Origin of the sequence: Rhodanobacter sp. Root627 (genome assembly GCF_001427835.1) — a bacterium.
GTDB classification, from domain to species: Bacteria; Pseudomonadota; Gammaproteobacteria; order Xanthomonadales; family Rhodanobacteraceae; genus Rhodanobacter; species Rhodanobacter ginsenosidimutans.
The window spans coordinates 308,525-330,436 of the sequence record NZ_LMGW01000002.1 but is presented as its reverse complement, the minus strand read 5'-3'; the positions used below and the strand labels follow the sequence as shown (position 1 = coordinate 330,436).

Below are 21,912 nucleotides of genomic sequence, written 5' to 3'. Positions count from 1 at the left end.
ACCGATGTCGGCCATCAATGCCGGCATGACCCCACGTGTTTCCGGCTGGGTGCTGGCCGGGGTGGCGTTCGGTATCGCGGTTGTCGTGGTGCTGGTTGGCTATTGGCAGACGGTGCTTTCGCTGGTGTGGGTCTGGGATCACGACGGCACCTATCAGTACGCGTTTTTGATCCTCCCATTGAGCCTCTGGATGGCCTTTGAGCTGCGTCGGGAAGTCCGCGCCAATCCACCCAAGCCGAGCGTCTGGGGCCTGCTGGCCGTAGCCGGTCTGGTCTTCGTCTGGTATGTCGGCAACTTGCTCGATGTCAATCTGCCGCAGCATTTCGCGCTGGTGGCGCTGTTTCCGGCGTTGGTGCTGGCGTGCTGGGGTTGGCGCGCGTTGTGGGTGCTGGTGTTTCCACTTGGTTATCTGCTGGTGTTTTCGGTTCCCTGGGGCGATGGGCTGGTCGGTCCGCTGCAGGACATTACCGCCCATTTCGCGGTGCGTGCGCTTGAGTTGACGGGAACACCGGTGCTGCTCAACGGTCGGGAAATCACCACGCCCGCGGCGGTATGGATGGTGGCCGACGCCTGCAGCGGCGTGAAATTCTTCATCGCCTGCGGCGCACTCGGCTGCCTGTACGCGTACCTGATGTACCAGCGCTGGCGCAAACGCGTGCTGTTCGTGGCGCTGGCGGCCGTGGTTCCGATCATTGCGAACGGCTTGCGCGTGTATTTCACCATATTGATCGGCGACACCTGGGGGCTGGAATACGCCACCGGCGTGGATCATCTGATTTTCGGCTGGCAGTTCTTCGGCACGGTACTGGTGCTGCTGTTGCTGGGCGGCTGGTTTTTCCGCGACCGTATCGTGCCGCGCGAGCAGCTTCCTGCCAGCGGCCTCATGCCGGACCGCGCACGTCTTCTGGTCTGGCCGGCGGTGCTTGCGCTGCTGATCATCGCGCCGCTGATGGCCAGCGGGCTCTCATCGGCGGCACCGGCGGAAACGTTGCATGTGGTCGCACCGTCTGTCGCGGGTTGGAGCGGCCCGCAAGCAGCGGCCGACGGCTGGCGACCAACATTCAACGGGGCGGCCGGACGAGTGAAGGCGGCTTATCGATCAGACGCTGGTGGTGAGGTGGTCGAACTGTTTCATGCCGTCTATACCGGCAAGCCGCGCCACGGGCATACGCTGGTGACCTTCGAAAACCAGCTGTACGACCCGGCACAGGCGCATCTTCTAAGCAGCGCCAGCCAACAGGTCAGGCTCACCGATGGCCAAAGCCTGGCGGCCGGGGAAATGCGCCTGAGTGGTGCGACGGATACGCGGCTCGTATGGCATTGGTATTGCGTGAATCGCCGCTGCACCCGCTCTGCGACGGTGACCAAATTGCTGCAAGCGTGGGACGTGCTGCGCGGCGAAGTTTCGCAGTCGTCAGTGTGGGCGTTGTCATCGTCGGTGGGTCATGGCGGTGTCGATCAGGCGCGCGCACGTTTGCGCGCATTTATCGAGGTGCTGCCGGTGACTGATGTGGCGGGTTCGCCGGTCAGCCGCGAACACGCCACACCCGGGAGCACGCCGTGAACGACAAGCCGCTGATCGTGCACGTGCTGTACCGGCTGGATACCGGTGGCATGGAACGCATTCTTGTTTCGCTGATCAATGCGACCGTGGATCGCTATCGGCACGCGGTGATTACGCTGTGCGGTTTTGGCCCTCTGCGCGACGAGATCGAACATACTGTTACGGCGTGCCTCTCGCTCGATAAAAAGCCCGGCAAGGACTGGCACTGCTATGTCCGCCTATGGCGCGCGCTGCGCATGCTGAAGCCGGACCTGGTGCAGACTTACAACATCGGAACGCTGGATCTGGCACCGGTGGTGAAACTGGCCGGCGTGCGCCGCCAGGTTCATGCGGAACACGGGCGCGATGCGGCAGATCCCAAAGGGGAGAATCCAAAATATCGCCGACTGCGGCGCTGGATGGCGCCCTTCATCGGTCGTTACGTCGCGGTGTCTGCCGACCTGCAGAGCTGGCTCATCGATCGCGCGGGCATCCGACCAGCCAAGGTGGTGTACATCGCGAATGGCATCGACGCGGCAGCGTTCAATATGCCGCATGCCGCATCCGGACCGCGCCGCCTGCTGGGTGATTTTGCGCCACCGGACAGCTTGCTTGTCGGCAACGTTGCGCGGCTGGACAAGGTCAAGGATCAAGCCGGCCTGCTCGCGGCATTCACGTTGCTGCGTGACGAAAACGCACATCTCCCTTGCCGCTTGATCATCGCCGGTGAGGGGCCCCAACGGGAGGCGCTGGAACGACAGATCGACCAGCTTGACCTGATGGAAACAGTGCGGCTGCTTGGCGATCGCGATGACGTGGCGGAGCTGTTGGCGGAGTGCGACGTGTTCGCTCTGTCTTCCATCGCCGAGGGCATGCCCGTGACCTTGATGGAAGCGATGGCTGCCGGGCTGCCGGTGGTTGCCACCAACGTGGGGGGTGTCGCCTCGGTGGTCGAGGACGGCGTAACCGGTACGCTGGTGCCGGCCAGCGATTCGCTTGCTCTCGCGGAAGCGCTGAGGACCTATGTCGCGGACGAAAAGTTGCGTCGACAGCATGGCGATGCAGGGCGCTTGCGCGCCGCCGCGCGCTTCAGTTTGAGCGCCATGGTCGCCGGCTACGTGACGTTGTATGACGAGTTGCTGGACGGGCAGGCGGGCGCCGCGTCAGCGCGCGCGGGGTCCAGCCTGGCTGGGCACAAGGAGAGTTGAGATGTGCGGTCTGGCAGGAATCGTGTTGTCGCACCCAGGCCGTCCGGATGAGCGGACCCTGTTGGCCATGCGCGACGTGCAGCGCCACCGCGGCCCGGACGAGGCAGGCATCCATCTGGGCGAAGGTGTCGGACTGGGCCATCGTCGCCTGTCCATCATCGATCTGGCCCACGGCCAGCAACCGATGGTGGATGAAGCCGCTGGGCTGGCGCTGATCTACAACGGCGAGCTGTACAACTTCCAGTCGCTCAAAGTCGAACTGGAAGCGCTCGGCGTGGTGTTCGAAAGTCACAGCGACACCGAAGTGCTGTTGCGCGCCTGGCAGCGCTGGGGCGAAGACTGCCTGTCACGTCTGGTGGGCATGTTTGCCTTTGCCATCTGGGACATGCGCAACCAGCGCATTTTCCTGGCGCGCGACCAGATCGGTATCAAGCCGCTGTACTACGGTTTCACCCGCTCCGGCGATCTTGTCTTCGCGTCCGAACTCAAAGGGCTGCTGGCGCATCCCGATGTGGACCGCAAGCTCGATCCGCAGGCGCTGGAGGACTATCTGGCGCTGGGCTATGTGCCGGATCCGAAAAGTATCTATCGCGGCATTCGCAAGCTGCCACCCGGCCACTGGTTGTCCTGGCACGCCGGCGAACCCGAGCCGACAGCCTGTCAATACTGGGATGTGTCTTTCAATCGCGCTACTGACAAAACACCGGACGAGGCCGTGGCAACGCTCCGTGCATTGTTCGATGGTGCCGTGCAAAGCCAGATGGTTTCGGACGTCCCACTCGGGGCATTTCTCTCCGGTGGCGTCGATTCAAGCGCCGTGGTGGCCAGCATGAGCCGGGCGTCGCCACAGCCGGTGCGTACCTGTTCCATCGGTTTCGACCACGACGGCTTCGACGAAACCGTCTATGCCCGGCAGGTTGCCCAGCATCTGCATACGCAGCATTTCGAGCGCCGCGTGAGTGCCGGCGATTACGATTTGCTCGACACGTTGGCAGGCGTATATGACGAACCATTTTCCGACAGCTCGGCCCTGCCGACCTACCGGGTGTGCGAGCTGGCCCGCACCCAGGTGACGGTGGCGCTCTCGGGCGATGGTGGCGACGAGAACTTCGCCGGCTACCGGCGTTACCGCATGCACGCGTGGGAAAGCGGACTGCGCGCGCGCTTGCCATTGGGGTTGCGCAAACCGTTATTCGGGCTGCTGGGCAAACTCTATCCCAAGGCCGACTGGGCACCGCGTCCATTGCGTGCGAAAACCACGTTGCAGGCGCTTGCCCGCGATGACGTGGAGGCGTATTTCCACACTGTCAGCACCACCTCCGTGGCGATGCGGCAACGGCTTTACAGCGCGCGCTTCAAGCAGGAGCTGCAAGGCTACACCGCGCTGGAAGTGTTTCGCGCCCATGCGAAAAAGGCGCCCACCAGGCACCCGCTGCTGCTGGCGCAGTACCTGGACCTCAAGACCTGGTTGCCCGGCGACATCCTGACCAAGGTGGATCGCGCCAGCATGGCGCACAGCCTGGAGGTACGCGTACCGCTGCTCGATCACCGCTTGGTCGACTGGGCATCCACCCTGCCGCCGGCGTTGAAGCTCAAGGGTGCCACGGGCAAGTACATCTTCAAGAAAGCGCTCGAAACCGACCTGCCTCACGACGTGTTGTACCGAACCAAGATGGGTTTCAGCGTGCCCCTGGCAGCTTGGCTGCGCGGCCCACTCGCGCAACGCGCCCGCGATGCCTTGCTCGGTGGGGCGGTGGCCGAATGCGGCTACTTCGAGCCATCGGTGCTCGATCAGTTGTTGCGCGAACACGCGTCCGGCCGCGCCGACCACAGCACCACGCTGTGGAAGTTGCTGATGCTGGATGCGTTCTTGCGCAACACGCAGCAGCCTGTCGGCGACAACACGGGGGTTGCCACGTGACGACGCGACCGGCCAGTGTCGTTGACGACACGAGAGAGTCGACCTTGGCTAAGGCGGGTGTCAGGGCTGGTAGCGCCGTTGACACCCACGACCAGCTATACGTGCACAGCGGACGCAATATCCATCTGCTCGTTTTCACCAGTCTGTATCCCAACAGCGCGCAACCGGGCCATGGCGTGTTCATTGAAGAACGTCTACGTCACCTGGTGGATTCAGGACGGATCGCGGCGACTGTCGTGGCGCCGGTGCCGTGGTTTCCGTTCCGGCATCGTGCATTTGGTACCTACGCGACGTTTGCGGCGGTGCCGAAGCAGGAGATGCGTCATGGCATCCGCATCCTGCATCCGCGCTATCCCGTCATTCCCAAGCTGGGCATGAATTTCACGCCGTCCCTCATGTATCGCGCGCTGTTGTCGACGGTGCGGAAGTTGAGCGCAGGGAATACCGACTTCGATCTGATCGACGCCCACTACTTCTATCCCGACGGCGTGGTGGCGGCGCGCCTGGGCAAGGCCATCGACAAGCCCGTGGTCATCAGCGCGCGCGGCAGTGACGTCACATGGATACCTCGTTATCGCCGACCCCGTCGACAGATCCAGCGGGCCGCCAAGAGCGCCGCTGCCTTGATCACCGTGTCGCAAGCGTTGAAGGACACCCTCGCTGCACTGGACGTCGATCCCGCGAAGATCACGGTGTTGCGCAACGGTGTTGATCTGGATCGTTTCGCTCCACGCGACCGGGCCGCGCTGCGCAACAAGTTCGGTGTCCAGGGGCCGGTCTGGCTGACAGTGAGCCATCTGGTCGAATTGAAAGGCATACACATCGTCATCGAGGCGCTTTCGCGCGTGCCCGACGTCACCTTGTTGATCGCGGGCAAGGGTCCACAGGAACGCGAGCTGCGCGAGCTGGTCGAGCGCCTCGGGCTGTCTGCACGGGTACGCTTTCTGGGTGCGATTCCCCACACCGAGTTGTGCGACTACTACAACATCGCCGACGCCATGGTGCTGGCCTCGAGCCGGGAGGGCATGCCCAACGTCGTGCTGGAATCCATCGCCTGCGGAACACCGGTGCTGGCCACACCGGTGGGTGGCATACCCGAGCTCATCACCACCCCCGAGGCCGGTGAGCTCATGCGCAAACGTTGCCCCGAGGCGCTGGCACTGGCATGGGACACGTTGCGGGCGCGCCAGCCGGACCGCATGGTGACCCGACATTTTGCGGAATCACTTGGATGGCGCCCCGTAGTCGAAGCACAGAGCGCGCTCTATGCACGCGTGCTGTCGGCCACGGCTCACCTGACGACCGGATCGATGACATGAACGACACATCAGCCGCCACACGGCAACCTGCTTCCAGCCCTCTGCCAAGCGACCGACCGTTGCGCATCCTGCATGTCCTCGACCATTCCCTGCCTTTGCATAGTGGGTACACCTTCCGCACGCTGGCCATCCTCAACGAGCAGCGCGCGCTTGGATGGGAAACGTTCCAGCTGACCGGCCCCAAACAGGGTAGTGGCCAACAGCGCGAGGAAATCGTCGACGGCTGGAGGTTCCAGCGCACCCCGCCAGCGACCGGGTTGGCGTCGAAGCTGCCGGTCGTGAAGTTCCGCGCGCTGATGTCGGCGCTGCAAAAGCGGCTCGCCGAGGTGGTGGAAGAGGTGCGCCCCGACATCATCCACGCGCACTCGCCGGTGCTCAACGCGTTCCCCGCGCTGGCAGTGGGCCGGGCGGCCGGTATCCCGGTGGTCTATGAGGTTCGCGCGTTCTGGGAGGATGCGGCGGTCGATCAGGGCACGGCGCGCGAATGGGGTGTGCGCTATCGGCTGACCCGCGCCATGGAAACGCGTGCCCTGCGCCGGGCAGATGCCGTGACCACGATCTGCGAAGGTCTGCGCGGCGATATGCTGGAGCGCGGCATACCCGCCGAAAAAATCACCGTGATCCCCAACGCCGTGGATTTGTCGCGTTTCCGATTCACCGCAACCGCCGACGCCGAGATCATCCAGAAGTACGGACTCACGCGGGGCGCCACGCTGGGCTTCGCCGGCTCGTTCTACGCTTACGAAGGGCTCGACCTTCTGCTTCGCGCGATGCCGGTGGTCCTGCGCGCAGTGCCGCAAGCGCGCCTGCTGCTGCTGGGTGGCGGCCCGCAGGAGGCCGCCTTGAAGGCATTGGCGACGGAACTCCATCTCGAAGGCGCCGTGCATTTCACCGGCCGCGTGCCGCAAAGCGAAATGGCGCGTTATTACAGCGCCATGGACGTCATGGTTTATCCGCGCACGTCGATGCGACTTACGGATCTGGTGACACCGCTGAAGCCGCTTGAAGCGATGGCCATGGGCAAGCTGGTGGTTGCGTCGGATGTGGGCGGCCACCGCGAGTTGATCCGCGACGGCCACAATGGCCATCTGTTTCCTGCGGGGTCGAATGAGGCGCTTGCCCATTGCCTGGTCAAGCTGCTGCAGGCGCCGGAGAGCTGGAACGATTTCATCGCCGACGGCCGGGCTTATGTCGAGGGCGAACGCAACTGGCAGACGAGCGTGGCGCGCTACCCTGCGGTCTACGCTGCGGCGCTCGGCCGCGCTCAAGAGGCCGCGGGAAAAACCTGATGTCAGCCGAAACGCCAGCAGTGGTGGTCGGCGCCGGCGTCAACGGACTGGGCGTGGCGCGCAGTCTTGCGCGTGAAGGTGTTCCTGTATGGCTGCTCGACGCCGATGGCCGCCGGCCGGAAATGCGCACCCGCGCGGCTGTTCCCGTAACGGTGCAGTCCCTGCATGGGGAGGTGTTGATCGAAGAACTGGTGCACCTAGGTACGACACGGTTTTCGGGCCAGCGCCCGGTCTTGCTTCTGACTCAGGAGGAGAGCGTCAAAACGGTATCGCATCATCGCGACCGGTTGTCCTCCCTGTATCGCTTCAGCCTGCCGGGAAGGGATGTAGTGGATACCCTGCTGCACAAACGCGGTTTTCAATGTGTTGCCGAACAACTGGGCAGCCCTATCCCGCCGTTGGTGCACGTTCGCGCATTCGCCGACCTGCCGGCTCTGGAGAAATTGCGCTATCCGGTGGTGATCAAACCTGGCGAACGAAACGCCGATTATGGGCAGCACTTCAGAAAGGCTTACCGGGCGAACAATTCGGCAGAAAGTGCCGAACTGGTCAGCCGTATCCTGCCGGTGATGGCGGACGTCGTGGTGCAGGAGTGGATCGAGGGGCCGGACGCCAACATCCATTTCTGTCTTCAATATATTGGCCGGGAAGGGCAGGTGGCTGCGTCGTTCACGGGCCGCAAGATCCGCTCCTGGCCGCCGCAGGTTGGGGGTACCGCGAGTTGTATTCCCGCGCCGGAAGTCCATGCAGAGCTTTCGGCCATGACGACGCAATTTTTCCACGCGGCCGGTGTAGTCGGCATGGCCAGCATGGAGTACAAGCGCGACGCACGCAGCCTTGAATTCCGGATGGTCGAGCCAACCATCGGGCGCACCGATTATCAGGAAGAAGTGGCCACCTTGAACGGCGTCAATCTACCGCACGCTGCCTGGTGCGCCGAGCTCGACCGTCCGATTCCGGCCGCCACCGTGTGTGAGCGGCCGGTTGCATGGCGAGTGCGCTCCGAAGATATGCAATCGGCAGCCGCACAGGGTCAGGATTTTGCGCAGGGATACCCGCCTGGCGTTCGTGTGGCCGATGCCTGGTGGCGGTGGGGTGACCCTATGCCCTCCGTTGTCGAGCGCTTTCGATACATCGAACGCGCTATTCATCGCCGGGCCTCACAACTGCTGACCCGGCGCCCGCAGTCAGGGGCAGGCCATGAATAGGATCGTCAGGTTCCTGTCCCGCTCAAAGATGCTTCCAGCGCCAGATACGTCACGCGGATTGCAGGCAGCGGCCGAGTGGCTGGCGCGGGCACAGGACGCCAGCGGATGCGACGGTGTCAGTGCCTATTACGATGTGACGAAGCGCCAGTGGGTTGGTGCCTATCCCGAAACCACGGGCTACATCATTCCGACGTTCTTTCGATATGCCGAATTCTCCGGTAACAACGAATACCGGGAACGGGCCTTGCGCATGGCGGCGTGGGAGTCCGATATCCAGCTTCCCGACGGCGGCGTCCGCGCGGGCACGATGGACGCAACGCAAATTGTCCCGACCATTTTCAACACCGGGCAAGTGTTGTTCGGCTGGCTTGCCGCCTGGCGTCAGACGAAGGAAAGGCGCTTCCACGATTCAGCTGTGCGCGCGGCAGATTGGCTGGTTGCGGCTCAGGATTCCGACGGTGCCTGGCGGCGCTTTGCTTCGCCTTTCGCCGTACACACGGTGAATGCCTATAACACCCGCGTTGCTTTCGCGTTGGCCGAAGCCGGTCAGATGCTTGGTGAGCCGCGCTACCTGGACGCCGCCGTACGCAATGTGCAGTGGGCAATGAGCCAGATGCATGCAAACGGTTGGTTGGACAACAACGATCTGGAAGACAATGAGCGCCCGCTCACACATACCATTGCCTACGCGGCGCGAGGCTTTCTCGAAGTCGGCGTTATCGCCAAACATGGTGAGTTGGTGGAAGTGGCCATGCGCATCGCTCGCGCAGCAGCACAAAGCCAGCGTAGCGACGGCGCCTTGCCGGGGCGTCTCGATTCCGCTTGGCGCGCCGCGAGCCGCTGGTCCTGTGTAACCGGAAACGCACAGATGGCCATCATCTGGCTGCGTCTGGCAGCGGAAACCGGCGACTCCATCTGGAAGCCGGCGGCGGAACGCGCCATACGTTTCAACTTGTCGATCCAGGATGTGGAGGCAACTAACGTCGGCATTCGTGGCGGCATGTCCGGCTCGCATCCGCTTTCAGGCGGGTACATGAAGAATCGCTATCCAAACTGGGCTGCCAAATTCTTCATGGACGCGCTGATGCTGAAACTGGGGGCGGGTTAGCCATGCGCGATATTGTCCTTGCGCTGTTCATTTTCGGAACGCTCCCCTACATTCTGGCGCGGCCCTACGTGGGTCTGTTGGTATGGTCGTGGATCGGCTACATGAACCCGCATCGGTTGTGCTACGGCTTCGCGATCAGCTTTCCGTGGGTGCAACTGGTTGCCATTGTCACGCTGTTGAGCTTCTTGTTCAGCAAGGAACGCAAGAGTGTTCCTTGGTCGACTACCAGCCTGCTATTGGCAGCATTTCTGCTTTGGACGGGGCTGACTACCGTTTTTGCCGTAGTGCCCGATTCGGCATGGGCTGCGTGGCTCGAATTTGCCAAGATTCTGGCGATGGTCTTCATTACGCTGGTTCTGGTCAACAGCCGGGAGCGCATGCATTGGCTGGTTTGGACCATAGCGGTTTCGTTGGGGTACTACGGTTTCCGTGGCGGTATCTTCACGATCGTTGGGGGAGGGGCCAACCACGTGATTGGCCCACCCGCGAGCTTCATTGCCGACAACAATGCGCTGGCGCTCGCACTGTGCATGACACTGCCGCTCATGCGCTATTTGCAGCTGCATTCCACCAGAAAATTCGTGAGACTGGGCTTGACCGTAGGCATGCTGCTCACCGGCATCGCCGTTCTGGGTACTTATTCGCGCGGTGGACTGGTTGCGCTCGCGGTAGTGTGCATGGTCTTGTTCCTGAAGAGCCGGGGCCGATTGGCCGTTCTCATCATCTTCATCGTCGTGGCGGGAACGGCCTACCACTTCATGCCACCCGAGTGGACGCAAAGAATGGGCACCTTGAAGGATGCTCAGCAGACGAGTTCGGGGGAAACCCGAATCGAGTCATACAAGTTCGCGCTCAACCTCGCTTTGCATAAACCGTTGCTCGGCGGTGGGCTCAACGTCTACCAGAGTGAGTCGACGTGGCAGAACTACGCGCCGCCGGGCTCGATATCCCGCGCCATACACAGCATCTATTTCCGAATTCTGGGTGAGCAAGGTTTTCCGGGCTTGCTTCTGTTCCTGGCACTCCTGTTTGTGAGCTGGCGAAACTGCAGCCGTGTACGCAAGCGAACGCGTGGCATGCCGGACATGCGATGGGCTTTTGATCTCGCCTCCATGTTGCAGGTGAGCCTGGTGGCATTCATGACAGCTGGCGCGCTCCTTCCCATGAGTTATTTCGACCTGGCATATCAACTGATGGCCCTGTGTGCGGTATTGGAACTTCATGTGCGGGAGCGTGGGCCGCGGCCCGTCACCGAACGCCGTCCAAGTGGGGCCAGCAAACGTTTGGGGTCAATGGCAGCGCCCAAAGCGTTGATGAGGTGACTCGTGAAACGTGTGTTGATGATTGCGTTCCACTTTCCGCCGGCAGCGATCGGAAGCGGGCACCTCCGCACTCTGGGCTTCGTCAGGTCGCTGCCGGAACTGGGCTGGGACCCTGTTGTGCTGTCGGCCAATGCGGTATCCCTGCCGCGGATCGATGCCGAGAATCTCAAGCTGATCCCGCCGGGTTGTCGAGTACACAGAGCGTTCGCGCTGGACGTGCGGCGGCATCTGTCCATTCGCGGGAAATACTTCGGATTTCTGGCTCAACCGGATGGTTGGGCGTCTTGGTGGCCGGCAGCCGTATTGCAAGGCTTGCGGCTGATCCGCACACAACAGATCGACGTGATCTGGTCTACCTACCCGATAATGACCGCGCATTGCATCGCGCATACTTTGAGCCGCCTTTCCGGGCTGCCCTGGGTGGCGGATTTCAGGGATCCGGTAGCCAGTTCAGTGGGAACCGAGAACAGGTTCTCCATCACGTCGCAAAACCGTTGGGAACAGCGGGTCGCGGCCAAGGCGGCTCATACCGTGTTCACTACCCGGGGTGCGATGCTGGGGTATGCGGCTCACTACCCAGAAGCAGAGCGGGAAGGGCGGTTAAGCGTCATTCCGAATGGGTACGACGAGGCGACATTTGCGGACATTCCGGCCGTGACTGTCCGCCAGCCCGGCATGCCACTGACGCTACTTCACAGCGGCATCATGTATCCCGATGGTCGAAACCCGCTACCTTTTTTCAAGGCGGTGGCCAATCTCAAGGCGGCCGGCCGTCTGCTCGAAGGGGATGTAAGGATTGTCTTGCGCGCCAGCGGATCAGAGGCCGCATATGGGAAGGAGCTATGTCGCTTGGGCCTGGATCGCATGATCACCTTCGCCCCCCCGGTTTCCAGTCGCGATGCGCTTGTTGAACAAGCGAAGGCCGATGCCCTGTTGCTGTTTCAGGGCGGCCGGTTTGATCATCAGATACCGGCGAAAACATACGAATACTTGCGTATCGGCCGTCCGATTTTTGCACTCGTTGGCGCAAAGGGAGATACCGCAGCCTTGCTGCACAAGACAGGGGGCGCACAGATGGTGCCGATAGATGACGTCCCTGCCATAGAGCGAGGCCTCGCCGATTTCATCGATGCACTGCGTGCGGGCCGAGCGCAGGTCGTTGCGGGCCGCTTGGTCAAGGAATACTCCCGGCACCAAGGAGCAGTGGCGCTGGCCGATCTGTTCAACCGCGTTGACCGGGCGTCTCGGGGTGGCATCCGGGCGGGTTGAGACTGTTCCGGCGTCGTCGGCATATTGGCCCCGGACAAAAATTGTGACCGATCCGATGTGGCAGGCAAGCGTGGTGGGCACGCCGTAAGTGAGCCCGGCATCAAATCAAGGCTGTTCGGCCTGGCACCAATGCGGTTTGATCCGTGCGTCAGGCAGGACCCAGAAAATTACCCATAGAGTGGATGTTGAAATGCCTGCGCAGAAGCTGAGCTTGAGGAGATCTCTGGTTTTCTCGTTCGCTGAAAAATACACCTCGTTTGCGGTCAGCTTGGCTGCAATCGTCATTGTGAGCCGGTTGCTTACACCCGAGGAAATCGGCATTTTCTCCGTCGCGGTCGGTGTGACGACATTGGCGAACACGCTGCGAACCTTCGGCGTCAGCAATTACCTGGTGCAGGTCAAGGATCTCACCGACAATGTCATTCGTACCTGTTTCACGATCAATCTTCTTATCGCGTGGTCGCTCGCGCTGATTATCTTCGCTTCGAGCTGGCAGATAGGCGCTTTCTTTCACAGTGTCGGCGTCGGCGATGTCATGCGCGTACAGAGTCTGTCCTTCATTCTTGTGCCGTTCGGGATCACGGCGTTGGCGTTGTTGCGGCGGGACATGGCGTTCGGCACGCTGTACAAAATCAATGTCAGCTCGAACGTCGCGAACAGCTGCATGACCATCGGATTGGCGTTCTTGGGCTTCAGCTACATGAGCATGGCCTGGGCATCAGTCGTTGCGATGCTCGTCATGGTCCTCGGATGCGTGGTCTGGGGACACGAGCGCCGAGTGCGTGGGGTGGGCATTTCCGGATGGCGGGATATCTTGCCCTTCGGAGCCAAGATGACGGTTTCCGACATCGCTCTCGACCTGGGGCAACAATCAGCAAATATTGTGATCGGCCGGATGCTCGGGATGGCCGACGCAGGTTTCTATTCGCGCGGCTACGGCCCGGTCAACATGTTTCGCGAAAAGGTTGTGGCTGCCGTCAAAGCAGTCGCCTTCCCGGCCTTTGCAGCTGAACACCGTGAGACAACGATGGCGCCGCAGCTGTTCTTGCGAGCGCTTGTCTATCTCACCGGTATCAGTTGGCCGTTTTTCGCCTTTGCGGCACTGATGGCGTTTCCGATGATCCGGATCATGTTCGGGACTCAATGGGATGCGGCCGTGCCGCTGATGCGCTGGTTATGCGGTGCTGCCATCGTGGGAACGCTGATCTATCAATGCAATTCATTTTTTGTCGCCATCGGACGGGTCAACGCTGCAACCATTGTTGAAATCCAATATCAGCTTGCCGGCTTACTGCTTGCAGTGGCGGCGGCGTTCATCAGCGTGGAGGCGGTTGCAGCATCGCAGGTGCTGGTCTATGTCATTGCCACATTGCTCTACTACCGGAAAATGCGCGACTTCGACGTACTTGCACTGGGAAAATGTGCGCGTGCACTGATGCCGAGCGCAGCCATTACTGTTACAACTGGTATCGTACCGGTCATAGTGCTGGCCTGGCCCAGTCTGCTTGATGAATACCTCATTCCGTCATTTGCCGTAGCGGTTGTTGGCGCAGGCTGCGGATGGATCGCAGGGATTGTCCTGGTGAAGCATCCTTTGCTCGTGGAATTGCGTTCGATAGTGGCACGCCTCCAGGGCTTGCTTCCTGGTTTCCGTAAACTCTAAACGCGTATTGACCGGGTATGTGTCAGTCGCTGTGGCTCATAACAAGCTCTTTCACCAGGCTGAGTAAAACATGACATTTGTGGCAGTCACTCAGGCGACGATTCTGCTGTTCCTGGTCATGGCGCTCGTTCTGTGGGCCGTCTATTTCCCGTATCCCTCACCCTTGATTCGACGCTTCCTTTCGCCACGCCGACGCTGGCCCGAAATGCAGATTCGCGGCTGGCTGAAAAGCCAGCGCTTCCAATCTCCGTTTCTTCGCTATTTCAACCGCGATCCGGAACGAACGCCACCATCCGGGAATAGCCTGCTTGCCCCGGCAGATGGGTCGGTGACCAGTGCCGAAGTTCGAGATGGCATTTGCTATCTCGTGATTGCGCTGAGTTTCTGGGACATGCATGTTCAGCGCAGCCCGATCCGAGGAAACGTGCTCGACGTACGAGACTGCGGCGACGACTTCATGGACGGGGAGGGGCGCGAGTTTGCATTTTTGCGGGAAAAGGCCTGCCCGGTACAAAAGCGCATTGTGATTGCCACCGATGGCGGACAGGTCGCAGTGCGTCTGATCACCAGCCTGGCAGCCCGCCGAATCGAAGCATGGGTACGCCAAGGGGAGGAGATCCAGCGTGGTCAGCGGATCGGTCGCATACTGCTTGGCAGTACGGTGGTGCTCGAGTTACCCATGACCGCAAGGTTGTTGGTACACAAGGGCGACCGTGTTTGGGCGGGCGAAACGCCGGTGGCCGAAGGCCTGGCTGTATCATGAACAACTTCCTCTGGATATCCGGACACTTGGGCTGGGGTAGCTTTGCGCTGATAGTGTTCACCGTGCTGTGGTTTCTGCTGACCGATATTGTCTGGCGGTTGCGCAGCGCCAGCATTCGCTGGCTCGCTGCGATGATGTCAATCGGCTGGATGATGGGCGTAGGCTTGATTTTCATCGCCTTCCATCTCGGCAGTCGGTGATCCGCTTTACGTCTGGCGCAGCGCATGGTTAGGGCGTAGCGTCCCTTGTCTTGTCGATCGAGCCCAAACAACGCTGGTCAAAAGCGCGGCGCCTGGCTTCTGCAATAATCTTCGTGATAGGCGCCAACACGAACCGCGAGAGATCTCATATTCCGCATGTCTTTTTTTCCACTTGTCTCGGTCATTATCCCCGTACGCAATTGTCGTGATTATATTCACGAGGCTATAGACAGCGTTCTGGGACAAGACTACTCGAATCTGGAGATCATCGTCATCGATGACGGGTCGGACGATTACGAGTATTCGGAACTGCAGAAGATGGATGGGCGGATAGCGGTCCGTCGGCTGTCGGGCATGGGAGTTTCTCATGCGCGAAACGTGGCCATGGCCATGGCCAAGGGATCCTACTTCGCCTTTCTCGACGCCGACGACATCTGGTTTCCCGGAAAGTTGACTGCGCAGGTTAATTACTGCGAAAAAAATCCACATGCGGGTTGTGTCTTCGGCGGCTTCGCGAAGTGGGAGCGCGATGCTTCTGATCAATTTCCGCCGTCATCGTTGTTGACGACGGATTGTCACGCGTTGACGGGGGCTGATCCAGCTCGTTCAGGCTGGATGTATACGCGATTGCTGATGGGGCAACTGGTCGGAATGAACACTGCGTTGATTCGGCGGGAGGTTTTCGAAAAGCTCGGCGGTTTCGACGAATCCATGCGCGTGGGAGAGGATTATCTGTTTTGGTTGAAGGTATCGCGTGTTTTCGAAATGCATGCACTCGCTGGCACCGTCGCGCTGTATAGAATTCACGAATCGAGCGCCATGGGACATCTGGACGAGCCCAATCACCTGGCCCTCATGCTGAAGGCGGCTGTTTCGCGGTGGGGTCTGTCCAACCCGGATGGCACCAAACTCGACCAGGATGAGTTTGAGGCCCGGCTGGCGGCGACCGAATTTGCCCACGGCTATAAGCACTTTTGGCATGGTTCGGCGACCGCCGCTCGGCGTTCACTGCTGGTCGCGCTTCGGAGCGGTTTTCGTCCGGGTCGCTCCCTAGCCTACATTGTCTTGTTGCCCTTTCGCAGATGGTTGTCGGTTCTGAGAAGCCGATTGCGGTGAGCCGTCATCCTATCCTGTTCATGGGTGCTGAAAGGCAAGGGGGTACAACGACGCGAAACGCACGTACATGTTGTGGAGTGCGGGTCGCCAGCTGCCTCACCTACTTCAGGCATTTCCCATCCGCCAAGCGACGCTGATTGCCAGGCTGGCGAGGCGGCCGCGCAAGCCAGGGGTCAGCCACAGCCCATTTGAATAATAGTGTTCGTCGTTGGCGAAATCGCGCTTGGCTTGCGAATCGCCTTCGCCACGGTCGAATACCTCGATTCCCTCATGCGCAGCAGCTGCAAACATGTGCTTGAGCAGGATTCGGCCGGGCGAATAATTCGCAAACTTCCTGTCGTAGACGGGAAACCAGACGTGCAACACGTTGCGGCATTGCAGGCCAAAGTGGGCGGCAACGATCTTGTCGTCGCATCGCAGCAGCGAAAGGACGCCACCGCATTCGGCTTCCGATGCGCCTGACAGTCGCTTCAGCAATTCGACGTTTGCCGTTTCGAATAGGGCTGCATGCGTTTTGCCAGTTCGTGAGTACTGGCTTTTCTTGGCTTCGATCAGCCAATCCAGATCCGCTTTCAACGCCGTGGATCGCCATTCGAAGGAAACGGATCCGACCTCGTTATGAAGCTTCTTCTCCCGCCGCTCGGTATCGGTCACGAGCTTCTTGTCGGTGCGGCGCAGACATGCCCAATAGTCGTCCGCGGGTGTCCCCAGACGGGTGCGTAAACCGATTCGCTGTTCATCGCCCTCCAAGCCGAATCGCGCTTGGGCCTGGTCCAGGTGCGTGAACAGGATGGCATTGATCTGTCCACGGGTTGCCGCCAGGAGGTGTGCTGGCGACAGGCGAGTGCCACGTCCGGCCACGACGCCGAAGTAGTCTGTCATGACGTCGCCCGCCGGTTCGAAAACACCAAAGCGAGACACGAAGCCATGCCTCGGCTGGAGCGGCATGAAAAAGGTCGGTGCGCCATTGTCGTAACCGACAAGAATGCGAACATCAGGGTTCACGCTGGCGACATGGCCGATGTAGGTGCGACTCAGAAACGCTTGATTCAGGTCGCTGGCGGCGGCGTGCAAATCATCCCAGGCTTGTGACTCGCTCCGGCTCAGCTCGTTCATCTTCCGTATGAAGAGGTTTACGCCCAGCTTCAATGCACTCATGCCGCACCCGGTCGAAAAAACAGGAATGTGGCCAATTTCGCCGGATCGATGCCTGCCGGCCCAGTCGTCCATTCGTTTTCAGGGATATGGATGCGTCCAATATCCGAGGTCCATTGCACACGCGTATCCATCAGAACAGGTTCACTGTTGAAGCACATCGCGAATCCCGCACGATGGGCCTGTACCCGCACCGCTTCGCTGACCGCTCCATGCGGAAATGACATGACGTCTGCTTCAGCGCCGAGTTCCTCCAGCAGAACGTGGCTCTGCTGGAGGTCCGCAAGCGGGTCTTGCAGCGAGGTGAGCGGGACATGCGAATGTCCATGCCCGGCTACCTTGATCAAGGCGAGATTGCGTAATTCCCCGCGCGAGAGCATCTGGCGCCCGACAGCGGCCCGCACATTCCACGATTGCAGAAAGCTTCGGCGCGCATCCTTCGCCATTCCGCCCACGGAGGCGGTTATCCGGTAGATGCGGGCACGCCGGTTGTCCTTCTCGGAAACCGGAATATTCAGAGTTGACTCCAGTCCCTCCAGGTTGCCTGGCGAGAGGAGTATCTCGACGAGCGCGTCCTGCCACCAGCGATCATCCTCATCATCCAGCACGCTGGTTGCCAGAAAGAGTACCGCTGGCAATCCACGTTTTTCGAGTTCAGGTTGGGCGTAAAGGGCGGTATCCCGCCAGCCATCGTCGAAGGTAATCAGGCCCGCGCGGTCAGGCAAGCCTCCCTTGGATTCCGCATGGGTCTTGAGATCACCGAGGTCGATGACGTTGTAATGCTTGTGAATGAAATCCAGACATTGACCGAATCCACCGCGGGTAAACGCATATTCCCGTTCGGCGCAGGCATAGTCATCTGATTCGGCAGGTAGCACGCGATGGAACATGAACACCGTCAGCGTGTGTCTATTTCGCAGGCGATGCGCCAGACCCAACAAACCTGATCGGTATGCGATGGTGCGGGCGGCGGATTTGAGTCTTGACATCAGACGCCTTTGACGGCCTAGTTTGGTTGGGAGTGGTCGGAGACCAACAGCACGCACGTTCACGCGTGCTGTTCCGACACCCCGTACCCGGTTGGGTCTTGAGTGTCTGCCAAGCCGCGGAGCATAACGCTTGGCGGGAAGCCGAACCACCAGTGGGAGATGCAACGCGGTGCTGGCGCCTCAGTGAGGCGAGAGGCTGGCCCGTGCAAAATCATGCGTGATGCGCTCGAAGTGCTGGCGCGTCGTTATGATGGTTTCTCGGTGGGGCACAGGACAATTCAGGACGTCTCGGACACGATCGATCAGAGCAGATGCCGTCAAGCTGGCAGCGGGCAGGCAGTTTCTCTCCAATCCAAAGAGTTCCATGAAGCCCCGGTGTTTTATGTCATAGGCCAGCGCAATGGCGGGCGTGTCCACGCTATGAGCCAAAATGCACGAATGCAGCATGCCGCCGATATTCAGGTCGAGCTCAGCATAGCCCCGGATCAACGCTTCCGGATCACCCTGGATCACTTCCATCTCGATGCCTTTCAGCGCGAGCAGTTTCGGGATGACCAGTGACGTGTCGTAATGAACGAAATAGCGAAAGTCGCAATGGTGCTCGTCACGTATGGATTTAATGGCGTTGGCGAAGATGGGGAGATTTCTCTGAAGCAGTTTTGTCGAAGAGGGGCCGTGAAAGTTCAGGTTTAAACCGATCAGTGGACGCCTTCTGTGCGAGTTTGGTCGGGCCGTATGGCGTATGTCGTAGAGGTGCCCTAAATGAAGAGCGGGATCGCCGATGAGTTCCACGACTTTGTCCGTGTAACGTGAAAAAACAGCCTGGGTAAACGAGTCGCGGACGGATATAGCCTTCGCCATAGACAATAGTTCGCGAAGGTTGGCTTCTGTGGCAGGAGTAATGTCAATGTCGCTGTCTTTCTGCGCCGCCGAGCTCGGTTGGTTAATGCCAACCCCGAATAAGATGGGTCTGATGCCATTCAGTTTGAAAAACTCGATATCCCTTATTAACCGAGGACCTACATGACCCTTGGTGTCAAAAATAACGTAGCCGCTGCCCGCGATGATGAAATCCGACCATGTTGCTTCGTTGAGCTTGGTTTCCCCCCAACGAATCAGTTCGATGGCGGGTTCTGGGGCGTGTGCATGTACGAAGCGCGTCACGGACTGGCTAATCGCGAGGTCACCTTGGTTGATGGTGCGAGGCGAAACATAGTTTCGGTAGTCGAGGTCAGCGAGGTCGCCACCCAGGAAGCATTTGGCATCGCGCCTGAAGGCGTGAGCGTGTTTCAGGGATCGCATCAATGTGGCAATCGTATTCGTCGAGACTCGAGGTCTTGGTTCGGCACCGTAAATGGCCAATTTCATATAGTTGGTAATTTTATGAAGATCATTATGAGAGATTTCGGAATTACTAAGATGTATTCACGTTTCTTGTTTTACAATTGATATATGTAAAGAAAAGATTGTTTCCTCTTTACGCCATTCGAACGGTACTGATATCAGTGGGGTTGTGGCGAGTTTTCGTGAGATAAGTTCCCTTTCCCAAGCCAAATGGAGATGAGTCAGTGGGGCGCGGAACGGGGCATTACTGCGAAGTTGGGGTAGTTGTCGTAAGCGGTGTTGCCCCAGGGTTTCACTCTGCGAGAATCAAACAGATTCCACGCTACCTGCGCATTTGGCAAGCCGCTGTCGGCGGCGGCGGCTATGCCGATCTGGAAGTTGGCGGGGAAGCCGGTTGCCGCATCCGGATAGCCGGCCATTTCACCTATTCGCCAAGATTTCTTCGCCAACGTTCCTGCTTCGGCCACCATGGCCGGTGAGTTGCATCTGAGGCTGGAAAGTGTCGGGAAGGTTGCGGCATAGACCGCGGTATAGGTCGGCAACCAATTCCCGGCATTGTCTTTTACTTGAATTTTGTAAGCTGACGCTTGCAGCCAGCAGTAGCCTTTTTCGGGGTTGCTCTGCCAATCAGTCATGAGACCGATCTCGAACTTCGCCAACCAGTTGCGGAACTCTGCTGCACCGGTGAAGCCAAGCTCGGCAGCATGTCCTGCCGACCAAGTAAGGAAGTTGTGCTGCCACGGCGCCATGCCGTTTGAGCTGCCGCCATTCATGCTGTAAACGGTGCCATTGTCCATTAGCCCCAGCGAGTTGGCATTCGGGTTGTTGGTGTATTTGGCATTCCAGTCGATGAGTGAGTTCTCGACGTCGGCAGTGAATTCCGCTTGCAAGGGGTGGCTGTTTGGGAGTAGCCACGCGGCATCGGCCATCTCTCGCAGCACCCAGGCCTTGCCGCGGACTTGGCCGTGCGCGCGGTCGATCAGCCCCTTGGAAAACTCACGATAGCTTTCGTTGGAGATGAGCTCGTTGTAGGAAGCGCTGAATGCAAGCTCCGACATGTAGTAGTAGTCGCCGGTCACCAAGTACGGTACATAGGCCGCCGACGGCTGATGCGCGTCATCCCAGATGTTGGGGTTTCCAGTGCTGTACCAGGCCGTTTTGCATGTGTTGACGACATGATTGTTGAGGCAGTTTTGCAGTGTGTCCGCCTTGTAGGCTGTGCCCTTTTTTCCTCCCTCTGCTGCCATTCGATCCGCTGCTGCCCAGTTGAGAATGGTTACCTGGGGATGCTTCTGGATGCTGACAGGCAAGCCGGTCTGCTCATCCCGGTAATGGATGCTGTACGCGCCGAGCGCATCGGTGTTGGCGAGCATCCAGTGGTAGGCACGTACGTCGGGATGGACGATGTAGACGCTGGTCCAGCGCGGCAACGGTCCAATCGCAGGTTGCGCGCCGGTGGTACCCATGGCCTTGGTCTGGTCGCAGTGATCCAGCGGCGCACAGGACTGCCGCAGGTTGGCCAGGAACGACTCGTCGGGTGTCAGCGGCATGTAGCGGGAGACCGCCTTGCTGGCCTGGATGTATTGGGTGTCCTGCTGCAGGTAGACCTGCGGTTGGGCGTTGTTCCACCACAGCTGCTTGTTGCGGTTGCGCCTGGGGCGCGAAGGCCGAGGTGTTCTCGACGATGATGTCGGTGCGGATATCGCCGACCGTGCCCGGCGTGGCGCCGGCATAGGCGCGTACGGCGAAGTAGACCCGCAGGTCGGGATGGGGCGTGCCGTCGGCGGCTGTCACCAAACCGTTCACCACCCACTCGCTCACCAGCGGGCCGGACAGCCATAGGTTGCACTGCTTGCTCCACGGCTTGCAGGTGTGTTTCGCGTGAGCCTGCTGCAGCAGTGTTCGGGCCTTCGTTGTGTAGATGTTTCCACCCATGTCGAACGAGGCTGTGGCGTCGTACCCCGTCGCGAGCAACTGCGCCAAGCTGACCGTGCCAACTTGAGTGTTCACCGTCGGAGTTGGCTGCGCTGAAAGCGTCAGAGGCAAGCTTTCCTTGCCTGGCAGAGATGGCAAAGCCACCGACAACACCGCGTGGCGCAAGCTCCCGTCCGGGTTGATGGCCTTGGAATCGACCTGCAGCGGGATCGGCTGGCCTTTTACCGTGGCGACCAATGCCGCCCCTCTGGGCACGTCTCCGTTCTTGAAAACCTGACCGAAGGTGACCGCAACGTTGTTTTGTGCCCGAGGGGCCTGACTTATCACATTGTCGGTTACTACTGTTGCTGCGTGCGCCTGTTGTGCCAACAGCAGCAGGCTTCCGGCAACCACAGGCAGTACCGCTCCGATTACCGTGCTCATGCCAGCTTGCGCCTCATCAACTGTTCCGACGCCATCATGCTGTCGGGTCGATCACGCTGACTTGCCCATCGACAGGTGTCGTACCCATACAGCGGCCGCCTCGATCATGCACCGTCGGTTATTGCTGCCAGTCAAGT

18 protein-coding genes are annotated in these 21,912 nt (G+C 60.1%); 13 read left to right on the top strand and 5 right to left on the bottom strand.

Going from position 1 to position 21,912, the window contains the following annotated elements; genetic code table 11:
• Window positions 1–4 precede the first annotated feature (4 nt).
• The 13 genes from ASD68_RS08835 (at window position 5) to ASD68_RS08775 (ending at window position 15,929) form a co-directional block, all read left to right on the top strand.
• Complete coding sequence (locus tag ASD68_RS08835; RefSeq protein WP_056605845.1) at window positions 5–1,564, top strand: EpsI domain-containing exosortase; 1,560 nt, start codon at window positions 5–7, stop codon at window positions 1,562–1,564.
• Window positions 1,561–2,751, top strand: a complete 1,191-nt coding sequence (locus tag ASD68_RS08830; RefSeq protein ID WP_056605842.1) for a TIGR03088 family PEP-CTERM/XrtA system glycosyltransferase — start codon at window positions 1,561–1,563, stop codon at window positions 2,749–2,751. The genes ASD68_RS08835 and ASD68_RS08830 overlap by 4 nt, the downstream gene beginning before the upstream one ends.
• Before the next feature lies 1 nt (window position 2,752).
• A complete protein-coding gene (locus ASD68_RS08825) occupies window positions 2,753–4,672 on the top strand; it encodes an XrtA/PEP-CTERM system amidotransferase (protein WP_056605839.1) in 1,920 nt (639 codons plus the stop codon).
• Window positions 4,669–5,991 (top strand): glycosyltransferase family 4 protein, encoded by a 1,323-nt coding sequence (locus tag ASD68_RS08820; protein WP_082546016.1) that lies wholly within the window; start codon window positions 4,669–4,671, stop codon window positions 5,989–5,991. The genes ASD68_RS08825 and ASD68_RS08820 overlap by 4 nt, the downstream gene beginning before the upstream one ends.
• Window positions 5,988–7,280: a TIGR04063 family PEP-CTERM/XrtA system glycosyltransferase gene (locus ASD68_RS08815; RefSeq protein ID WP_082546015.1), complete on the top strand. Its 1,293-nt coding sequence runs from the start codon at window positions 5,988–5,990 to the stop codon at window positions 7,278–7,280. Before ASD68_RS08820 ends, ASD68_RS08815 begins: the two co-directional genes overlap by 4 nt.
• Window positions 7,280–8,488: an FAD-dependent oxidoreductase gene (locus tag ASD68_RS08810; protein WP_056605830.1), complete on the top strand. Its 1,209-nt coding sequence runs from the start codon at window positions 7,280–7,282 to the stop codon at window positions 8,486–8,488. The genes ASD68_RS08815 and ASD68_RS08810 overlap by 1 nt, the downstream gene beginning before the upstream one ends.
• Window positions 8,481–9,596 carry a hypothetical protein gene (locus ASD68_RS08805; protein ID WP_235578695.1) on the top strand — a complete coding sequence of 372 codons (1,116 nt, stop codon included), beginning with the start codon at window positions 8,481–8,483 and terminating at the stop codon, window positions 9,594–9,596. Before ASD68_RS08810 ends, ASD68_RS08805 begins: the two co-directional genes overlap by 8 nt.
• Window positions 9,597–9,598: 2 nt before the next feature.
• Window positions 9,599–10,918: a putative O-glycosylation ligase, exosortase A system-associated gene (locus ASD68_RS08800; RefSeq protein WP_235578694.1), complete on the top strand. Its 1,320-nt coding sequence runs from the start codon at window positions 9,599–9,601 to the stop codon at window positions 10,916–10,918.
• A gap of 3 nt (window positions 10,919–10,921) precedes the next feature.
• Window positions 10,922–12,187, top strand: a complete 1,266-nt coding sequence (locus tag ASD68_RS08795; RefSeq protein WP_235578693.1) for a glycosyltransferase — start codon at window positions 10,922–10,924, stop codon at window positions 12,185–12,187.
• A gap of 190 nt (window positions 12,188–12,377) precedes the next feature.
• Window positions 12,378–13,850 (top strand): oligosaccharide flippase family protein, encoded by a 1,473-nt coding sequence (locus ASD68_RS08790; protein WP_056605814.1) that lies wholly within the window; start codon window positions 12,378–12,380, stop codon window positions 13,848–13,850.
• Between the two features lie 70 nt (window positions 13,851–13,920).
• Window positions 13,921–14,613 (top strand): phosphatidylserine decarboxylase, encoded by a 693-nt coding sequence (locus tag ASD68_RS08785; RefSeq protein ID WP_056605810.1) that lies wholly within the window; start codon window positions 13,921–13,923, stop codon window positions 14,611–14,613.
• Window positions 14,610–14,813, top strand: a complete 204-nt coding sequence (locus tag ASD68_RS08780; protein WP_056605807.1) for a hypothetical protein — start codon at window positions 14,610–14,612, stop codon at window positions 14,811–14,813. The genes ASD68_RS08785 and ASD68_RS08780 overlap by 4 nt, the downstream gene beginning before the upstream one ends.
• A 156-nt stretch (window positions 14,814–14,969) precedes the next feature.
• Window positions 14,970–15,929, top strand: a complete 960-nt coding sequence (locus tag ASD68_RS08775) for a glycosyltransferase family A protein (protein ID WP_056605806.1) — start codon at window positions 14,970–14,972, stop codon at window positions 15,927–15,929.
• Between the two features lie 105 nt (window positions 15,930–16,034).
• Here ASD68_RS08775 and ASD68_RS08770 read toward each other — a convergent pair whose 3' ends face one another.
• From ASD68_RS08770 to ASD68_RS17275, 5 genes are all read right to left on the bottom strand, one after another.
• A complete protein-coding gene (locus tag ASD68_RS08770; RefSeq protein ID WP_082546014.1) occupies window positions 16,035–17,159 on the bottom strand; it encodes a GNAT family N-acetyltransferase in 1,125 nt (374 codons plus the stop codon).
• On the bottom strand, window positions 17,084–18,073 hold the full coding sequence (locus tag ASD68_RS08765) for a polysaccharide deacetylase family protein (protein ID WP_082546013.1): 990 nt from the start codon (window positions 18,071–18,073) through the stop codon (window positions 17,084–17,086). The genes ASD68_RS08770 and ASD68_RS08765 overlap by 76 nt, the downstream gene beginning before the upstream one ends.
• Before the next feature lie 180 nt (window positions 18,074–18,253).
• Entirely contained in the window at window positions 18,254–19,375 is a 1,122-nt protein-coding gene (locus tag ASD68_RS08760) for a polysaccharide pyruvyl transferase family protein (protein ID WP_056605799.1), read from the bottom strand.
• Window positions 19,376–19,638: 263 nt separating this feature from the next.
• A complete protein-coding gene (locus ASD68_RS17280) occupies window positions 19,639–20,790 on the bottom strand; it encodes a hypothetical protein (protein WP_235578692.1) in 1,152 nt (383 codons plus the stop codon).
• Window positions 20,738–21,775 (bottom strand): hypothetical protein, encoded by a 1,038-nt coding sequence (locus tag ASD68_RS17275; RefSeq protein WP_235578691.1) that lies wholly within the window; start codon window positions 21,773–21,775, stop codon window positions 20,738–20,740. Before ASD68_RS17275 ends, ASD68_RS17280 begins: the two co-directional genes overlap by 53 nt.
• Window positions 21,776–21,912 lie beyond the last annotated feature (137 nt).

Bases quoted from the DNA above. Each gene is read 5' to 3' on its own strand.
- ASD68_RS08835 (WP_056605845.1), top strand. From the start codon at position 5: ATGTCGGCCATCAATGCCGGCATGACCCCACGTGTTTCCGGCTGGGTG.
- ASD68_RS08825 (WP_056605839.1), top strand. From the start codon at position 2,753: ATGTGCGGTCTGGCAGGAATCGTGTTGTCGCACCCAGGCCGTCCGGAT.
- ASD68_RS08815 (WP_082546015.1), top strand. From the start codon at position 5,988: ATGAACGACACATCAGCCGCCACACGGCAACCTGCTTCCAGCCCTCTG.
- ASD68_RS08810 (WP_056605830.1), top strand. From the start codon at position 7,280: ATGTCAGCCGAAACGCCAGCAGTGGTGGTCGGCGCCGGCGTCAACGGA.
- ASD68_RS08805 (WP_235578695.1), top strand. From the start codon at position 8,481: ATGAATAGGATCGTCAGGTTCCTGTCCCGCTCAAAGATGCTTCCAGCG.
- ASD68_RS08800 (WP_235578694.1), top strand. From the start codon at position 9,599: ATGCGCGATATTGTCCTTGCGCTGTTCATTTTCGGAACGCTCCCCTAC.
- ASD68_RS08790 (WP_056605814.1), top strand. From the start codon at position 12,378: ATGCCTGCGCAGAAGCTGAGCTTGAGGAGATCTCTGGTTTTCTCGTTC.
- ASD68_RS08785 (WP_056605810.1), top strand. From the start codon at position 13,921: ATGACATTTGTGGCAGTCACTCAGGCGACGATTCTGCTGTTCCTGGTC.
- ASD68_RS08780 (WP_056605807.1), top strand. From the start codon at position 14,610: ATGAACAACTTCCTCTGGATATCCGGACACTTGGGCTGGGGTAGCTTT.
- ASD68_RS08775 (WP_056605806.1), top strand. From the start codon at position 14,970: ATGTCTTTTTTTCCACTTGTCTCGGTCATTATCCCCGTACGCAATTGT.
- ASD68_RS08770 (WP_082546014.1), bottom strand. From the start codon at position 17,159: ATGGACGACTGGGCCGGCAGGCATCGATCCGGCGAAATTGGCCACATT.
- ASD68_RS08765 (WP_082546013.1), bottom strand. From the start codon at position 18,073: ATGTCAAGACTCAAATCCGCCGCCCGCACCATCGCATACCGATCAGGT.
- ASD68_RS08760 (WP_056605799.1), bottom strand. From the start codon at position 19,375: ATGCGATCCCTGAAACACGCTCACGCCTTCAGGCGCGATGCCAAATGC.
- ASD68_RS17280 (WP_235578692.1), bottom strand. From the start codon at position 20,790: ATGCTCGCCAACACCGATGCGCTCGGCGCGTACAGCATCCATTACCGG.
- ASD68_RS17275 (WP_235578691.1), bottom strand. From the start codon at position 21,775: ATGAGCACGGTAATCGGAGCGGTACTGCCTGTGGTTGCCGGAAGCCTG.